Consider the following 17,506-nt stretch of genomic DNA (forward strand, 5'->3'; position numbering starts at 1 on the left):
ATAAAAAATAGTATTTAAAGTAGGTATAAAGCATAAAATGACGCAAAAAATCTCACAAGCTCCGCTAGCGATAGCGCAGTTAACAACCCAAAAAATTGTTGTCCTCGGTGCAGGGTTAACAGGGTTGTCTTGTGTGCGTTATTTAGCAAAAAATGGCTTAACTTGCTCGGTAAATGACAGTCGTGATAATGCCATTAATATTGACGTTTTTAAGCAAGAGTTTCCACATACAGCGTTAACGTTAGGTGGCTGGGATAAAACACTGATCGCTTCAGCCGATGTTTTACTGGTCAGCCCAGGTGTAGATACCAGTATTGCTGACATTGCTAAGCAGATAAGCAAAAATTGTATTGTTGCTGGAGACGTTGAGCTTTATTGTCAAAATAATAACACCGCTATTCTTGCTGTTACCGGTTCAAATGGTAAATCAACGGTGGTGTCTTTATTGGCTTTTCTCGGACAAAGACTGGGTAAAAAAGTTGAACTAGGCGGTAATATTGGAGTACCGGTACTAGAACAATCGCAAAAATCACTCGACTGCTTAGTCTTAGAACTTTCTAGTTTTCAATTAGAGACATTACGCAGTATGAAGGCGATTGCCGCAACTGTTTTAAATGTGAGCGATGATCATTTAGATCGTCATAAAACCTTAGAAAACTATGCCGCGATTAAACGAGGTATATATCAACAGTGTCAAACGGCTATTACTAATCGTGATGATGTTAATACTCAACTTGTTGGTAAGGCGCAAAAGTCACTTTCGTTTGGTAGCGATGCTGCACTCGATGGTCATTTTGGCATGTCGGTGATTGATGGACAAAGACAATTAATGTTTGGCTCAAAGCCACTTATTGGTGTTAATCAACTACCTATTGCCGGTTTACACAATGCCTTGAACTGTTTAGCGGTATTGGCACTAGGTCATAGTGCTGGTTGGCCACTTGATGAGATGTTAGTACATTTAGTTGAATTTAAAGGCTTGGAACATCGATGTCAGCTGATATCAACGTATAAAAATGTGCAATGGATTAACGACTCTAAAGCAACCAATGTTGGTGCAACCCTAGCAGCGATTGAAGGCTTAGCCGCTATGATGTCAGTAGATAACAACTTATATGTTATTGCGGGTGGCGATGGCAAAGGAGCAGACTTTTCCCCATTAACTAACGTTTTTTCTAAAGATGTTAGCCATGTTTTTACCTTAGGTAAAGACGGCGATGAAGTGGCTGCTGTCGCTAATAAAGCACAGATAAAAAATAGTAAAGTTACCCGTATTGAACAAGCGATTAATATCCTTGGCAATATCGTTAAATCAGGTGATGTAGTGTTACTTTCACCGGCTTGTGCCAGCATTGATATGTTCAAGAACTTTGCTGAACGTGGCGAAGTCTTTGTCAATGCGGTTAACAAGTTGAGCGGAGAAAATAAAACACCAAGCTTGCCAGAGGAGAACTCATGACAACATCAGTTCTCTCTAAACTCGATAATATAAAACTACCCATGTGGTTATCGGCAGAGCAAGGTTCTAGCAGCGCTACATTTGATCGTACGTACTTATTACTCGCTATTAGTATGTATATGATTGGTCTCATTATGGTCGCCAGTTCGTCTATGCCTGTTGCAGAAAGATTGTTCAATGACCCGTTTCATTTTGTCGAGCGTCACTTTATTTATATTTGTATAAGTTTGTTGGTGGCCGTTGTCACGATGAGCGTACCGATGAGTCTTTGGCAAAAACATAGTGGGCATTTACTGCTATTGGGGATTTTGCTGTTAGTTGTGGTGTTAGTGATTGGCCGAACGGTTAATGGTTCGACACGGTGGATTGTTGTGGGTCCAATAACGTTACAAGCGGCAGAGCCTGCGAAATTGTTTTTCTTTTGTTATTTATCGTCTTATCTTGTTCGACGTCGTGATGAAGTGATGGAAAACGTTAAAGGGTTTGCTAAACCACTCGTTGTCTTTACTGTACTTGGTGGTTTGTTATTAATGCAACCAGATTTAGGTACCATTGTTGTGATGTTTGTGACCACTTTTGGTCTGTTATTTTTAGCTGGCGCTAAACTTTGGCAATTTGCTTGTGTATCTGGCGTTGGCATTAGTTTATTATCCGCGCTCGCTTATTTTTCTCCTTATCGTTGGGCGCGAGTTACCGGCTTTTTAGACCCTTGGGAAGATCCCTTTGGCAGTGGTTATCAATTAACACAATCATTGATGGCATATGGCCGTGGTGAGATTTTTGGACAAGGGTTAGGAAATAGTATTCAAAAGCTAGAATATTTACCCGAAGCGCATACCGATTTTGTTATGGCGGTTGTTGCAGAAGAACTTGGCTTTATTGGTATAAGCGTGATCTTAATGCTGAGTATGTTTTTAGTGCTCAAGGCACTGTTACTTGGCAGAGCCGCTTTACAAAAAGAAAAATATTTCGAAGGTTTTTTTGCTTACGCTATTGGTATTTGGATAAGCTTTCAAGCTGCGGTCAATGTTGGTGCTAGTGCAGGTGTAGTGCCCACTAAAGGGTTAACGATGCCGTTATTAAGTTATGGCGGTAGCTCGATGATCATTATGACCATGGCGGTGTTTATCTTGATGAGAATAGATCATGAGATACGTTTGCAAAGTATTCAGGCGACCACTAAGAAAAAATCAAAGAAAAACAAAATAAAAAAAAGTAATGCAATGAATAAAATAGTAGTAAAACCCAAAACTAAAGATGATAAGGAGGGTGAACAATATGACTGGATTTGAAAATACAACTAGCAAAAAAGCACCCACTTTATTAGTGATGGCTGGTGGCACAGGTGGTCATATTTTCCCAGGTATAGCTGTGGCAGAAATGCTCAAAGCTCAAGGCTGGAAGATACATTGGCTTGGCACTGAAAAACGTATGGAAGCAAAAATTGTTCCTGAGCATGGTTTTGATATTTCATTTATCAATATTGCCGGTGTACGCAATAAAAGCTTGTTAGAGCGTGTTAAAATACCGTTTCAATTATTACTGTCGGTTTTACAATCAATTGCGATATTACGCAAAGTAAAACCCGATGTTGTCTTAGGCATGGGCGGTTATGCAAGTGCTCCTGGTGGCTTTGCTGCTTGGTTAATGCGGATCCCTTTAGTTTTACATGAACAAAATGCGGTTGCTGGCATGACAAACCGTTATTTAGCGAAAATTGCCACTAAAGTGTTGAGTGCATTCCCAAACGCTTTTACCGCTAATATTGACTTTCAGGTGGTTGGAAACCCGTTGCGTAAAGAAATAACCGCGTTAACGCCAGTGATCCCCGAGAATCCAAGTAGTAGTAAAAAAGTACTAGTGGTTGGTGGAAGTCTTGGCGCTAAAATTTTGAATGAAACCGTGCCACAAGCGCTAAAACAAATACAACTGCAAAATATTGACGTTTGGCATCAAACGGGTCGTGATAATCAAACAGCAGTACTGGCCAGCTATAAAAAGTTTGGCTTGTCAGAAGATAAAGTTAAAGTGACTGAATTTATTGAAGATATGGCGGCCGCTTATCAATGGGCAGACATTGTTGTTTGCCGAGCAGGTGCCTTAACCGTTTCAGAACTCGCTATGGCAGCTAAACCTGCTATTTTTGTGCCTTTACCTCATGCCGTTGATGACCATCAAACCAAAAATGCGATGTATTTAGTTTCACGTGGTGCTGCAAAATTATTACCACAAAAAGAATTTAACGGTACGACTTTAGCGCAAATGCTTAACAGCCTTTTTATTTCCGACAGCGTAGTAAGGTCGATGGTTAAAGCGGCGCACGATGCTGCTCACGTTGATGCAACTCTCCGTGTTGCTAATACTTGCGCGGAGTTAGTTAACTAATGAGTAAGATAATGAGAAATAAGATAGCCAATAACACTGCACCTATTAAATTACCAGAAATGCGCCGCGTAAAAAGCATTCACTTTGTCGGTATTGGCGGTGCAGGTATGGGGGGTATTGCTGAAGTATTGTTAAATGAAGGCTACCAAATTACTGGCTCTGATATTGGCGAAAATCAAGTTGTTACTCGCTTAATGGCGTTAGGTGCAAATATTACTATAGGTCATGCGGCAGATAACATTGTTGGTGCGAGTGTTATTGTTGTTTCAACGGCAATTAAAGCAGATAACCCTGAATTGGTGAATGCGCAAACGTTACGTATTCCTGTGGTACGTCGTGCTGAAATGTTAGCTGAATTAATGCGTTTTCGCCATGGTGTTGCGATTGCGGGGACTCATGGCAAAACAACAACGACCAGTTTGATTGCAAGTATTTTTGCTGAAGGTGACCTAGACCCAACATTTGTGATTGGTGGTTTATTAAATAGCGCTGGCACCAATGCGCGTTTGGGTAAAAGTCGTTACCTTATTGCAGAAGCCGATGAGAGTGACGCGTCATTCTTGCATCTGCAGCCTATGGTTTCAGTGATCACTAATATCGACGAAGATCACATGGAGACTTACCAAGGTGATTTTGAAAAACTTAAAGATACCTACATCGAATTTTTACATAACTTACCGTTTTATGGTTTAGCGGTTGTTTGTATTGATAACGATGTTGTGCGTGAACTCATTCCAAGAATGGGTCGTCAAGTGATCACCTATGGTTTTAGTGAAGATGCTGATGTACGAGCGACAAACTTTCAACAAAATGGTGGCGTTAGTCATTTTACCGTACAGCGTGAAGGTTTTGCTGATATCAATATGTCAGTAAACTTACCCGGTGAACATAATGTGCTGAACGCCTTGGCGAGTATCGCTGTTGCAACTGATGAAGGCGTTGACGACGCGGCCATTGTCAGTGCTCTAGAAAAATTTGCGGGTATCGGTAGACGTTTTGAACAATTGGCTAATTTAGCGACAGAAAAAGGTGAGATGATCTTAGTCGATGATTATGGACATCACCCTCGTGAAGTTAAAGCAACAATTAAAGCGATGAGAAATGGCTGGCCTGAAAAACGCTTAGTGATGATTTTTGAGCCACACCGTTATTCTCGTACGCGCGATTTATACGAAGACTTTGTTGAAGTGTTGTCTGAAGTCGATTGCTTATTTTTACTCGATGTTTATGCGGCGGGCGAAGCGCCTATCAACAGTGCTGACAGTAAGAGCCTAGCGCGAAGTATTCGCCAGCGTGGTCAAATTGAACCTATCTATGTTAGTAGCGCTGAAATATTAGCAGAATTGTTGCAAGCGCAATTACAAGACGGCGATATGGTTATTACACAAGGCGCAGGTACTATTGGCGTTATAGCTCGTGAAATTATGATAAACCCATTACTAAATGTTGACCTTAAAGGGGCTAAAAAGTGAAAGCACTGAAAGACCAAAGGTTAGCTGTTTTATATGGCGGCGACTCAGCAGAACGCGAAGTATCACTTAATTCTGGAAAAGCGATTACCAAGGGTCTACAACAAGCTGGTTTTGACGTTGAACTCATCGACACTCGAGGGTTTTGTTTAGCTGACTTAACTAAACGAAATATCGATCGTGTTTTTATCGCTTTGCATGGTCGAGGCGGTGAAGATGGTTGTGTGCAGGGGGCTTTACAATATATGGGCATCCCCTATACCGGTTCTGATGTCTTAGGATCTGCGTTGTCCATGGACAAAATTCGTAGCAAGCAAGTGTTTCAAGCACAAGGATTACCGACTGCGCCTTTTGCTATTGTCGAAAAAGAGGCTTACCAAGAAACTCAAGCAGAAAAAATACTGGCGACACTCGGTGGTATGGTCATGGTTAAGCCAGCGAATGAAGGCTCAAGTATTGGTATGGCCAAAGCCAAAACAGCCAATGAATTACACCAAGCATTAACGACTGCCTTTGAATATGATGACCAAATTTTAGTAGAAGCATGGATTAATGGTCCTGAATATACGGTGGCTATTTTAGGCGAAGAAGCGTTACCCGCCATTCATATGGAAACGCCTCGTGAGTTCTATGACTACGAAGCTAAATATCAATCAACGACAACACAATATCATTGTCCTGCTGGTTTGAGTGATGAAGATGAACAAGCGCTTAAAGCATTAGCGCTTAAAGCTTTTAAAGCAACTGGTGCAAAAGGATGGGGGCGCGTAGATGTTATGCGTAACAATGAAAATAAATGGCAGCTACTGGAGGTCAATACTGTTCCAGGTATGACTGAAACGTCATTGGTACCTAAAGCAGCAAAGGTACACGGCTTAAGTTTTAGTGAGCTGGTAACAAAAATAGTCGCTATTAGCACAGGGCAATTAGCAGATAAATAATGACAATAACTAGTAGCAATCAACCGTCATTGTCACCATTAATGACGGAGCAACAAGAAAAATTACACTGGTCTTTTTGGCTCGGTGTGACTTTTTTTGTGCTGGTGATTGTTACTATTATTTCATTCAGTTGGTTTTTAAATAATAAAATGTCATCTGAAGAGTCAATGCCTGTTACGTCGATTGTTATTGGCGGTGAAATGCCGTTTACCAACAGACAAGATATAGAAAATGCGATTGAAGATGTTAACTTAGGAAACTTTTTTAATGTTGATGTCAATCACGTACAACAGAAAGTGGCTGAATTGCCTTGGGTATACTCGGTATCGGTACGAAAAAAGTGGCCGAATGAACTGAAAATTTATGTTGTTGACCAAACGCCGATTGCTTTATGGAATGGTGACTTTTTAATTAATCAATACGGTAAAGCATTTCAAGCAGACACCACACGTTTACAGTCTGCATTACCGGCATTTTTTGGTCCTGAAGGCAGTGAAGATCTTGCCTTAAGTAACTTTGTTAATTTAAGTAAGTTGCTGAAGTTTAGTGAGTTGTCAATTGATGAATTGTTACTTACCGAACGTCATTCTTGGCAGTTAACGCTGAAGAACGGCATAACGCTTAATTTAGGTAGAGAAAACAAAATTGAGCGTGTACAAAGATTTATGAATGTCTACCCGCAAATAATGAAAACAAAAGAAGAAAATCAGCAAGTGGATTATGTTGATTTACGTTATGACACTGGACTCGCTGTTGGTTGGAAAACCGCAGAGAATAAACAAAGAGCTTAACTTTAATGTCAAAAGTAAACGAAAGAAACTTGGTAGTAGGTTTAGACATAGGAACGTCGAAAATATCTGTTGCTGTTGGTGAAATAACACCGGACAATCAATTAAGTATTGTTGGTGTTGGAAATCAACCTGCACGAGGTATGGATAAAGGTGGCGTTAATGATTTGAATTTGGTTATTCAATCAATTCAGCGTGCTATCAACGAAGCTGAATTAATGGCCGATTGCCAAATTAGCTCGGTTTACTTAGGTATTTCAGGTAAGCATATTAGTTGTCAAAATGAAAATGGCATGGTGCCAATCAATGACAAAGAAGTCATTCAAGAAGATGTTGATAACGTAATACATACCGCGCGTTCAGTACCTATTTCCGCGGAACGACGCATGTTACATGTACTACCACAAGAATTTAGTATTGACTGCCAAGATGGCATAAAAAGCCCGATTGGTATGTCAGGTGTCCGAATGGAGGCCAAAGTTCATATTGTTACTTGTGCTAACGACATGGCTAAAAATATTGTTAAATGTGTTGAGCGCTGTGAAGTAAAAGCCGATCAACTTATTTTTTCAGCATTAGCATCTAGTTATGCTGTGCTAACAGATGATGAGAAAGAACTCGGTATTTGTGTGGTAGACATGGGCGCAGGTACGATGGATATTGCGGTATTTGCTGGCGGTGCTTTAAGACACACTGCGGTTATACCTGTGGCCGGTAATCAGGTCACCAGTGATATTGCGAAAATTTTTAGAACGCCGTTAAGCCACGCAGAAGACATTAAAGTGCAATATGCTTGTGCGCTTCGACAAATGGTGAGTATGGAAGAGAACATTGAAGTACCGAGTGTTGGTGGTCGTCCTGCACGCTCAATGTCTCGTCACACTTTAGCGGAAGTTGTTGAGCCACGTTACCAAGAGCTTTTTGAACTTATTCAAGAAGCAGTTCGCGAAGCGGGCTTAGAAGATCAAATTGCCGCAGGTTATGTGTTAACCGGTGGTACAGCGAAAATGGAAGGTGTTGTTGAGTTTGCTGAAGAAGTTTTTCAAATGCCAGTACGTGTCGCTAAGCCAAAAGGTATGAGTGGTTTAAAAGAGTATGTTGATGATTCAACTTACTCAACGGTTGTTGGTTTATTACATTACGGTATGCAAGCCAATGAACAACAAAGTATAGAGAGTAAGAAAAGTGAAGGTATTGCTAGTATTACTTCGCGTATCTTAGCTTGGTTTAAAGGTGAGTTTTAACCCTCATTAAGAGCCTTGTTATAAGAAGAGTAAATAAATTTTTATAATCTGCCTCAATCATGGTGGATAAGTAAAAAGTAAGAGTTAAATCGCGTTTTGGTGGAACAAAACATAAAAATCGGAGAGAGTAAAAATGTTTGAATTAATGGAAGATCATAACGAAGAAGCAGTAATCAAAGTCATTGGTGTTGGTGGCGGTGGCGGTAATGCAGTTGAGCACATGGTTTGTCAAACCATTGAAGGTGTTGAATTTATTACGGCAAATACCGATTCACAAGCATTACGTAATTCAGCAGCCAATGTTACTTTACAACTTGGTGCAGATGTTACTAAAGGCTTAGGTGCCGGCGCTAACCCTGAAATAGGTCGTCGCAGCGCTGAAGAAGACAGAGAAACGATTAGAGAAACGCTACAAGGGGCTGATATGATCTTTATCGCCGCAGGTATGGGTGGTGGTACAGGTACGGGTGCTGCTCCAGTTGTTGCTGAAATTGCAAAAGAAATGGGCATATTAACGGTTGCTGTTGTTACCAAACCCTTCCCATTTGAAGGCAAGAAACGCATGAACTATGCAGATCAAGGTATTGAGTTATTATCAAAAAGTGTCGACTCATTAATTACTATACCTAATGAAAAATTATTAAAAGTTTTAGGCCCAGGTACGTCGTTACTTGACGCTTTTAAAGCCGCAAATAATGTATTGTTAGGTGCTGTGCAGGGTATTGCAGAGCTAATTACTCGTCCAGGTTTGATTAACGTCGATTTCGCCGATGTGCGTACCGTTATGTCAGAAATGGGCACAGCAATGATGGGTTCTGGTATTGCATCGGGTCCTGATCGTGCAGAAGAAGCTGCAGAAGCTGCAATTTCGAGTCCATTACTTGAAGATGTTGACCTAGCTGGTGCTCGCGGTATTTTGGTAAACATTACTGCTGGCATGGATATTAGTATCGATGAATTTGAAACAGTGGGTAATGCAGTAAAGGCCTTTGCTTCTGAAAATGCAACGGTTGTTGTTGGTGCGGTTATCGACCCTGAAATGACTAATGAATTACGTGTAACTGTAGTTGCAACCGGTATTGGTGCTGATCGCAAGCCAGATATAACATTAGTAAATCCAGCTCCTACTGTTGCACCTATTGCCGTTGGCCAAGAATTTATTGCTAGCCCACAGGCAGAAGTAAATACAGCGCCGATAACAATGCAAGACAGCAATGCTCAAGTACAAACTGCAGCAGATATCGAGAACTATTTAGATATCCCGGCATTTTTACGTAAACAAGCTGACTAATTTGAACGGTTAATTTTGTCATCAGAGAATAAAAATAGTGTATATAATCGCTAATATTATTCGAATTAATATGTGACTAGGATACAGCTGGTTGAACAGTTGTGTGTAAAATAATGTGAAGCTAAAAGCTGATATTTTGATTTTGTTATGTTTTTCTGCTATATTGTGCGCCCGTCGAAAGAGGACGGTGCATTTCAAGGTTAGTAAAAGCTTAATAAGGCATTTATGATTAAACAACGTACATTAAAAGACAGTGTAACCGCCGTTGGTGTTGGTTTACACAAAGGTGAAAAGGTGCAGTTGACTCTCCGTCCTGCGCCAGCCAATACTGGTATTGTTTTTCGCCGCATAGATTTAGATCCGATTGTTGAAATTTCAGCAACGCCTGAAGCTGTGGGCGAGACAACTTTGTGTACGTGCTTAGTCAATGAACAAGGTGTGAAGATTTCCACCGTCGAGCACTTGTTATCAGCTGCCGCAGGTTTAGGTATTGACAACTTAATTGTTGAAATAGATTCTCCTGAAATCCCGATTATGGACGGTAGCGCATTGCCGTTCGTTTATTTAATACAGTCGGTTGGCATCAAAACATTAGCAGCAGCAAAACGTTTTATTCGCATAAAGAAAACTGTTCGTGTTGAAGAAGGTGACAAATGGGCAGAATTAAAGCCTTACCATGGTTTTAAAATTAATTTTGCTATTGAATTTGAACATCCTGTTATTTCTAAAACATGTCAGACGATGAGCATGGACTTATCTAGCTGTTCTTTTATTAAAGAAATTAGTCGAGCACGTACTTTTGGCTTTATGAGTGATATCGAATTTCTTCGCTCTCACGATTTAGCTTTAGGTGGCAGTTTAGAAAATGCCATTGTACTTGACGAATACCGCATGCTTAATAAAGATGAATTACGCTATGACGATGAATTTGTTAAACACAAAATACTCGATGCGATTGGCGACTTGTACATGTGTGGTCACAGCATTTTAGGTGAGCTAAATGCCTTTAAATCCGGACATGGCTTAAATAATATCTTGTTAAGAGAAGTCTTTAAGCAAAAAGAAAGTTGGGAATGGGTGACTTACGAAGATGAAACACCGTCTCCTATCCAATATCAAGAAGTAACTGCTGCAGCATTTTAATTAAGATACTGCTAATGTAACTCAATAAAAAAACCAGTCAAATGACTGGTTTTTTATTTTAAGATAAAGGGTATAAATCATATCTAGGCAAAATTATCATATGGCGTTTTTGTCAGCGTGTTTTGCCAATTTTTCTAATTTTTTACGTAAACTCTCTGGCGCGTTTTTAGCAATAGCCAATAATTGGTTAGCGGTGTTTTGTGAGATATGTAATGGCTCCGCGGGTTTTTCTTCAGATTGATAAACGACTTTATTGCGATAAGGCGATACCTTAATTTCAATTTGATCAAAAGCCTTGTCGGTAGCAATGGCCAGTTCTCGGCAAATATTCATCCGTTCAAACTGTAGTCTTTGGCTCCAAACAGCAGATGTGACTTCAATTACTAAAGAATTTTGCTTAAAATTGGCAATATGCCAGACATCTGCTGGCAGGTCAGGGCAAGTTTGGCGTACAATGTCAGACAAGATAGTTAAAGAGTTGGTTTTTGCTGCTATTTGTGCCAAAGTGCCTTTCGATGATTGAAAGAGCTCTGACATATCTGAAGGTTTTCTTGTTTTGCGTGCCATTAACCACTCTACTTTGGAATAGTATTTAAGTAATTATGAGTTTAACACTACTATATCGTGGAAAGAACGTTAGATTTTCAATGACGCTGAATAAGTTGCATTGGTTGTCTGCGATCACTGTATTTGCGCTAATATCAGGCTTTGTTGTTCATTTAATTTTTTCTGCTGATGACGTGCCACAAGCTGTACCCTATGCTTTGAATTCACCCGCTAAGATAGATCCTCGGCAATTAACTGAACCACAATTAACCGCACTAACGATGAAACTCGCTGAGTTGCAAAGCCAAGTGTTACGACTGAATGCTTTAGGTGACCGTTTAGCAAGTGAAGCTTCAATTCCAGAAAATGAATTTAATTTTCAACAATTACCGCCATCAGGTGGTCCTATGCTGCAGAGTGAAAACCATTATAAAAAGCCACTGGCAGAGTTGTTAACTGAAATATCAACACTAGAAGAAAGTTTGCTCCACGAAGAAAATCAACTGACTACGCTTGAATCTTTGACTTTGGGTCACCATATAGAAAGTAGCAGCTATTTGTCTGGTCGACCAATGATTGGTGGTTGGCTCTCTTCATATTACGGTGTACGAAAAGACCCATTTAGTGGTAAAGCAGCGATACATAAAGGTGTAGACTTCGCAGGTAAAGAAGGTGCTGCGATAATTGCAACGGCTTCAGGTGTTGTTTCTTGGGCAAGTGACCGGTACGGCTACGGGCAACTTATCGAGATTAATCACGGTAGGGGATTAAAAACTCGTTATGGTCATAATAAAAATTTACTCGTTAAAGTAGGAGATGTGGTTAGCAAAGGACAAATTATTGCACGTATGGGTAGCACGGGGCGCTCGACTGGACCTCATGTTCATTACGAAATTTTACGCAATAATGCACAAATAGATCCAATTAAGTTCGTATATAGAAAAGCAAAATAAAAACAATTTATGTGACCCTTGTTGGTCACGTTATTTTCAGCGGAAGTATTTCTTCTAATATCAATATGGTTTAACAAGATGTTTGTAAAGTTAATGACAAAAATGTTTGGTAGTCGTAATGATCGATTAATTAAACAAATGAATAAAGAAGTTTTAAAAATAAACGCCTTAGAGCCCGTTATGGAAGCTCTTTCTGACGAAGAACTAAAAGCAAAAACCGCAGAATTTAAAGAGCGTTTAGCCAAAGAAGAATCTCTATCAAGTATCCTACCGGAAGCATTTGCTGTTGTACGTGAAGCCAGTAAACGTGTCTTTGGTATGCGCCACTTTGATGTACAAATGATCGGCGGCATGGTCTTAAACGATGGTAAAATTGCGGAGATGCGCACTGGTGAAGGTAAAACGTTAACCGCGACACTTCCTTCTTACCTCAACGCATTAACAGGTAAGGGTGTTCACGTTATAACGGTGAATGATTACCTAGCAACACGTGATGCTGACTGGTGTCGACCATTATTTGATTTTCTAGATATGACGGTAGGTTGTAATATTGCCGGATTAGCATCAGCTGAGAAGCAAGCGGCTTATAATTCAGATATTACCTATGGTACTAACAACGAATTTGGTTTTGATTACTTACGTGACAATATGGCCTTTTCGCCAGAAGAACGTACGCAAAAGCCATTGAATTTTGCTGTTATTGATGAAGTCGATTCAATTTTAATCGATGAAGCTAGAACTCCCTTGATTATTTCGGGTCAAGCCGAAGATAGCTCTGAACTTTATCGTCAAATTAACCTTGTTGTGCCGACGTTGGTACTACAAAACGAAGAAGACAAAGATAAAGATACCGGTCAATCTAAAGATTTTGTTGAAGGTGATTTCACCATTGATGAAAAGTCTAAGCAAATCTATCTAACAGAGCATGGCCAAATAAGAATTGAAGAAATCATGAATGAGAAAGGTCTCATTCAAGATGGCGATTCTTTGTTTTCAGCAACCAATATTACCTTATTGCATCATGTTATGGCGGCATTACGTGCCCATAAGCTTTTCCAAAAAGATGTCGATTATATTGTTAAAGATGATGAAATCGTTATTGTTGATGAACATACCGGCCGTACAATGGAAGGCCGTCGTTGGTCAGAAGGGTTACATCAAGCCGTTGAAGCAAAAGAAGGGGTGAATATTCAAAACGAAAATCAAACCTTAGCTTCGATAACGTTCCAGAATTTTTTCCGTATCTACGAAAAATTATCAGGAATGACAGGTACTGCTGACACAGAAGCATTTGAGTTTAATCATATTTATGGTTTAGAAACCGTAGTTATTCCAACCAATCAACCTATGATCCGTAAAGATCTTGCTGATCTAATCTATTTAACCGCTGATGAAAAGTTTGAAGCGATTTTAGAAGATATTAAAGATTGTGTTGAACGCGGACAACCTGTGCTTGTTGGTACGATCAGTATAGAAACCTCTGAGTTTTTATCTGACTTCTTAAAGAAAGCAAAAATTAAGCACAAAGTATTGAATGCTAAGTTTCACCAGCAAGAAGCAGAAATTGTTGCTGATGCGGGTAAAGTTGGCGCAGTAACTATCGCAACCAACATGGCAGGTCGTGGTACCGATATCGTATTAGGCGGAAACTTTGATGCGATTGTTGCTAAATTAAAAGACCAAAGCAAAGAAAGCATCGCTAAAGCGAAAGAAGAATGGATAATACAGCACAATAAAGTCTTAGAATTAGGTGGCTTACACATAGTTGCCACTGAACGCCATGAGTCTCGTCGTATTGATAATCAATTACGCGGCCGTTCAGGACGTCAAGGTGATGCAGGTTCAACTCGCTTCTACTTATCGATGGAAGATGCACTGATGCGAATTTTTGCTTCAGAACGTATTTCAAACATGATGCGCAAGTTAGGCATGGAGCACGGCGAAGCCATTGAACATCCATGGGTCACTCGCAGCATCGAAAATGCTCAGCGTAAAGTTGAAGGTCGTAACTTCGATATTCGTAAACAACTTCTTGAGTTCGATGATGTTTCTAATGATCAACGCCAAGTTATTTATGAACAACGTAACGAGTTAATGGACGAAGCTGATATTGCTGATGTTATTAAAAATATTCGTACAGATGTAGTAACTGGTATTATAAATCAGCATATTCCTCAGCAATCTATGGAAGAAATGTGGGATATCTCTGGTTTAGAAGAGCGCTTTAAGGGCGAACTATCTTTAGAGTTCCCTATTGCAAAGTGGCTTGAAGAAGATACTAAATTGCATGAAGAAACTTTACGCGAAAAACTATTAGCAGAAGTTGAAGCTAACTATACCGAGAAAGAAGAGCAAGCTGGTGCCGATGTTATTCGTCAATTTGAAAAAGCGGTTATGTTACAAAGCTTAGATTCTCATTGGAAAGAACATTTAGCAGCGATGGATCATCTACGTCAAGGTATACATTTACGTGGCTATGCTCAGAAAAACCCTAAGCAAGAGTTTAAACGTGAATCTTTTGAGTTATTTGGTGAATTACTTGAGACCCTGAAATATGACGTTATCAGTATTCTTAGCAAAGTAAAAATTCGCGCTGAGTCTGATGTTGAAGCCGTTGAAGAGCAACATCGTAAAGCTGAAGATATTCCAAAAGAATATACCCACGAATCTGCTAGCAGTACAGAGACAAAGCCAGAAATACAACGAGTAGGTCGTAATGAAGCTTGTCCATGTGGTTCAGGTAAGAAATATAAGCAATGTCATGGTAAATTAACCTAATCGTTATTTATTAAGATGTATGAAAAAAACGCCAGTTATTGACTGGCGTTTTTTATATGCGCAATGCTAATGACGATTATTATTGCAGTGTTCAGTTATAATTTTTGTTACAGACGAATCATCATTAACTAAATTCATTCGGACAATGTCGTTTTCACAGACATGGCAATGCATGGTTATGTAAAATTATGCGTAGGGTATGATTAGACGCTTTGTTGTTTAAGCTAGGTTCGTCTTCTGCGTTAACAACGAAATCATTGATTAATTTAAAACTTTAGGAAAGAGTTATGCAAAAAGTAGTACATGTAGCTGTCGGTGTTATCATGCGAGAAGAGCAGTACTTTCTTACCAAGCGCCTCGCTAATGCTCATCAAGGCGGGAAATGGGAGTTTCCTGGTGGTAAGGTGGAAAAAGATGAAACAGTTGCTCAGGCTTTACACAGAGAGCTTCAAGAAGAAGTAGCAATAGATGTTCTATCTTGCTACCCGCTCATTGAAGTTAGCCATGATTATGGCGATAAAAAGGTGCTATTAGATGTTTATGTGGTTGATAACTTCCAACATGAACCTATTGCCCAAGAAGGACAGCAATCAGCTTGGTTCACATTAGCGCAATTAAGCCAATGTGACTTTCCCGCCGCTAATGTTGCGATTGTTGAAAAACTGCTGATGAACAAATAATACTATTCTGGTTCAACAAAAAACTTATTACTTTGTAAAAACTCACCTTCAAGTGCGTCAAGCATCTCTTCGGTTAACTGAATATCACCTTGTAATGGCTGGCTGATTTTATGTCCTTCATCAGCCCATTCACCAATATCAATTAACTGGCAACGTTTGCAGCAAAAAGGGCGAAACTGACTCTCTGGTTGCCAAATAACTTCTTTTTGACACGTTGGACAAGATACTTTTAAGGTCATAGTTGGTGCTTGTAATTAAATACTTAGTGGTAGGATTATACCCTTCCTACTCCAAGATGAAACCTGCATATTGAATGGATAAAGGGTATTTGTGAAATTAATTAAGCCAATGCTAACAGCGAGCTAATTGAAATGAAGTGGCCTTATTTGAATACTTACGTCCGGTTTCATCACAAAGAGACATAAAGCGAATAGAATAACGCAGACGATTACCACTTACCGTTGGGTAATAAGGTGATTTTTGGTCGACTTTAATACGAAGTAATAAAATACCTTCACCATTATCTTGGTAAAAACCACTCTCGGTATCTATCTGTTTGAATTCAGCCCGTTGGCGAATAAACTTTAATATCATATCTAAAGCGCTTTTAACTTGTTCAAGAAGGGCAAGCCAGCCTTGGACATCTTTAGCAAGAATCTCACTGTCTTGATGTAACCAAAACTGTAATTGTGGTAAATCGAAACTTGAGCTGCCACCCTGCATGGCAAAGCGTTGTTTTAAGGTCGCCAGAAACTTGTCGTGTTTGAGTTGTGCCCACACAGGAGTATTTGGTTTTAATTGACAAATAAGCTCGACAGTTTGTTGTAGATTTTCAGCTAAGATACTGTCATCTATTTCAGGCGCTTGTGACCATATCACTAAATTTTGTTCTAGTTTTTCAAGATCTTTAATTAAGTCACCGCGAACATCATTTCGTTCTAAGGTATCAATAATGGCAAATAAGGCGTTAAAGAAAACTTGATGGCTGACTGAAATTTTACGCTGCAGACAATCTTGTGCCTGAGCAAATAAATGTTCAAGTTTAAGGTAGTTACGGATCCGTTCGTTAAGCGGATGTTCATATAAAATTTTAGTCATTAACCTAATGTCATCAATAAAGCTGAGTGTTTAGCTTTCCATACTAACGACACCCAACAGAAATGGCGAATTTTTTTGCTAAAAATAGTAAAATTTGTACAATTTTACTAACTCGTTGCTAAATTTCGATATTTTTGGTCTAGCTTAATGACACTCGCTTTTATTAGGCTCAAGTCAGAACTGGAGTTATCAATAATATCATCGGCATGTTTTAAGCGATCTTCCCTTGATATTTGACTGGCAATAATACGCTTTATTTCATCTGATGAGCTAGGATCACGCAATACCGCACGCTTAACTTGTGCTGATTCACTGATATCAATTACTAAAATACGTGCAACTAAACTCTGTAAGTTGTTCTCGATAAGTAAAGGTGCGACAAGCAAGCAATATGGTGACTGACTTTGCTGGATCTCTTCGAGCATGGTTTGTCTTATTAACGGGTGAAGTAAGTTATTAAGCCATTGTTTATCTGATTCATTACTGAATATTTGACTGCGTAATAAGGCCCGATTAAGGGTGCCGTCTGGCATAATAAACGTCTTGCCAAAATGCTGAGATATTTGCAGTAATGCGCCGCTGTGAGGTGCGACAACTTTTCTTGCCGCGATGTCGGCATCAATAATATCGATGCCTAAGTCGGCAAAAAAATTAGCAACGGTTGTTTTGCCACAACCAATACCGCCGGTTAAACCAATAACGATCTTTTTTGCTATAGTCATTTTCATTCG

At 39.6% G+C, this 17,506-nt stretch carries 16 protein-coding genes; 12 read left to right on the forward strand and 4 right to left on the reverse strand.

Translation table 11 applies throughout. The features are described from left to right. The first annotated feature begins 37 nt into the window (after window positions 1-37). The 9 genes from murD to lpxC all read left to right on the forward strand — a co-directional run bounded on the left by murD (window position 38) and on the right by lpxC (window position 10,720). Window positions 38-1,459 (forward strand): UDP-N-acetylmuramoyl-L-alanine--D-glutamate ligase, encoded by a 1,422-nt coding sequence (murD, locus tag H4J76_RS01500; protein WP_182229971.1) that lies wholly within the window; start codon window positions 38-40, stop codon window positions 1,457-1,459. 41 nt (window positions 1,460-1,500) lie between these two features. Continuing rightward, window positions 1,501-2,751, forward strand: coding sequence for a cell division protein FtsW (gene ftsW, locus H4J76_RS01505; RefSeq protein ID WP_259366772.1), 1,251 nt, complete (start codon window positions 1,501-1,503; stop codon window positions 2,749-2,751). Next, window positions 2,738-3,844 (forward strand): undecaprenyldiphospho-muramoylpentapeptide beta-N-acetylglucosaminyltransferase, encoded by a 1,107-nt coding sequence (gene murG, locus H4J76_RS01510; RefSeq protein ID WP_182229973.1) that lies wholly within the window; start codon window positions 2,738-2,740, stop codon window positions 3,842-3,844. Before ftsW ends, murG begins: the two co-directional genes overlap by 14 nt. A gap of 11 nt (window positions 3,845-3,855) precedes the next feature. Further along, complete coding sequence (gene murC, locus H4J76_RS01515) at window positions 3,856-5,316, forward strand: UDP-N-acetylmuramate--L-alanine ligase (protein ID WP_182221130.1); 1,461 nt, start codon at window positions 3,856-3,858, stop codon at window positions 5,314-5,316. After that, window positions 5,313-6,254 carry a D-alanine--D-alanine ligase gene (locus H4J76_RS01520; RefSeq protein ID WP_070374774.1) on the forward strand — a complete coding sequence of 314 codons (942 nt, stop codon included), beginning with the start codon at window positions 5,313-5,315 and terminating at the stop codon, window positions 6,252-6,254. The genes murC and H4J76_RS01520 overlap by 4 nt, the downstream gene beginning before the upstream one ends. Then, the gene (locus H4J76_RS01525) at window positions 6,254-7,045 is read left to right on the forward strand and encodes a cell division protein FtsQ/DivIB (RefSeq protein ID WP_259366317.1); all 792 of its coding nucleotides are present in this window, start codon (window positions 6,254-6,256) and stop codon (window positions 7,043-7,045) included. Before H4J76_RS01520 ends, H4J76_RS01525 begins: the two co-directional genes overlap by 1 nt. Window positions 7,046-7,050: 5 nt before the next feature. Further along, window positions 7,051-8,286, forward strand: a complete 1,236-nt coding sequence (ftsA, locus tag H4J76_RS01530) for a cell division protein FtsA (protein ID WP_070374773.1) — start codon at window positions 7,051-7,053, stop codon at window positions 8,284-8,286. Between the two features lie 133 nt (window positions 8,287-8,419). Further along, entirely contained in the window at window positions 8,420-9,577 is a 1,158-nt protein-coding gene (gene ftsZ / locus H4J76_RS01535; protein WP_070374772.1) for a cell division protein FtsZ, read from the forward strand. A 225-nt stretch (window positions 9,578-9,802) separates the two neighbouring features. Beyond that, window positions 9,803-10,720, forward strand: a complete 918-nt coding sequence (gene lpxC / locus H4J76_RS01540) for a UDP-3-O-acyl-N-acetylglucosamine deacetylase (protein ID WP_070374771.1) — start codon at window positions 9,803-9,805, stop codon at window positions 10,718-10,720. A 96-nt stretch (window positions 10,721-10,816) separates the two neighbouring features. On the opposite strand, the gene H4J76_RS01545 is transcribed toward lpxC, so the two are convergent. After that, on the reverse strand, window positions 10,817-11,287 hold the full coding sequence (locus tag H4J76_RS01545; RefSeq protein WP_070374770.1) for a DUF721 domain-containing protein: 471 nt from the start codon (window positions 11,285-11,287) through the stop codon (window positions 10,817-10,819). An 80-nt stretch (window positions 11,288-11,367) separates the two neighbouring features. Between H4J76_RS01545 and H4J76_RS01550 the strand changes: the two genes are divergently transcribed. The 3 genes from H4J76_RS01550 (at window position 11,368) to mutT (ending at window position 15,677) form a co-directional block, all read left to right on the forward strand. After that, window positions 11,368-12,219, forward strand: a complete 852-nt coding sequence (locus H4J76_RS01550) for a M23 family metallopeptidase (protein WP_259377105.1) — start codon at window positions 11,368-11,370, stop codon at window positions 12,217-12,219. Between the two features lie 78 nt (window positions 12,220-12,297). Next, window positions 12,298-14,997 (forward strand): preprotein translocase subunit SecA, encoded by a 2,700-nt coding sequence (gene secA / locus H4J76_RS01555; RefSeq protein WP_182202586.1) that lies wholly within the window; start codon window positions 12,298-12,300, stop codon window positions 14,995-14,997. 287 nt (window positions 14,998-15,284) lie between these two features. Continuing rightward, window positions 15,285-15,677 (forward strand): 8-oxo-dGTP diphosphatase MutT, encoded by a 393-nt coding sequence (gene mutT, locus H4J76_RS01560; RefSeq protein WP_182221129.1) that lies wholly within the window; start codon window positions 15,285-15,287, stop codon window positions 15,675-15,677. Window positions 15,678-15,679: 2 nt separating this feature from the next. On the opposite strand, the gene yacG is transcribed toward mutT, so the two are convergent. The 3 genes from yacG to coaE all read right to left on the reverse strand — a co-directional run bounded on the left by yacG (window position 15,680) and on the right by coaE (window position 17,497). Next, window positions 15,680-15,916, reverse strand: coding sequence for a DNA gyrase inhibitor YacG (gene yacG, locus H4J76_RS01565; RefSeq protein WP_070374766.1), 237 nt, complete (start codon window positions 15,914-15,916; stop codon window positions 15,680-15,682). A gap of 112 nt (window positions 15,917-16,028) precedes the next feature. Next, window positions 16,029-16,775, reverse strand: a complete 747-nt coding sequence (gene zapD, locus H4J76_RS01570; RefSeq protein WP_182213328.1) for a cell division protein ZapD — start codon at window positions 16,773-16,775, stop codon at window positions 16,029-16,031. 107 nt (window positions 16,776-16,882) lie between these two features. Then, a complete protein-coding gene (gene coaE / locus H4J76_RS01575; RefSeq protein WP_182229975.1) occupies window positions 16,883-17,497 on the reverse strand; it encodes a dephospho-CoA kinase in 615 nt (204 codons plus the stop codon). Window positions 17,498-17,506: the final 9 nt, after the last annotated feature.

This window comes from Colwellia sp. BRX9-1 (assembly GCF_014077195.1).
Classification (GTDB): domain Bacteria; phylum Pseudomonadota; class Gammaproteobacteria; order Enterobacterales; family Alteromonadaceae; genus Colwellia_A.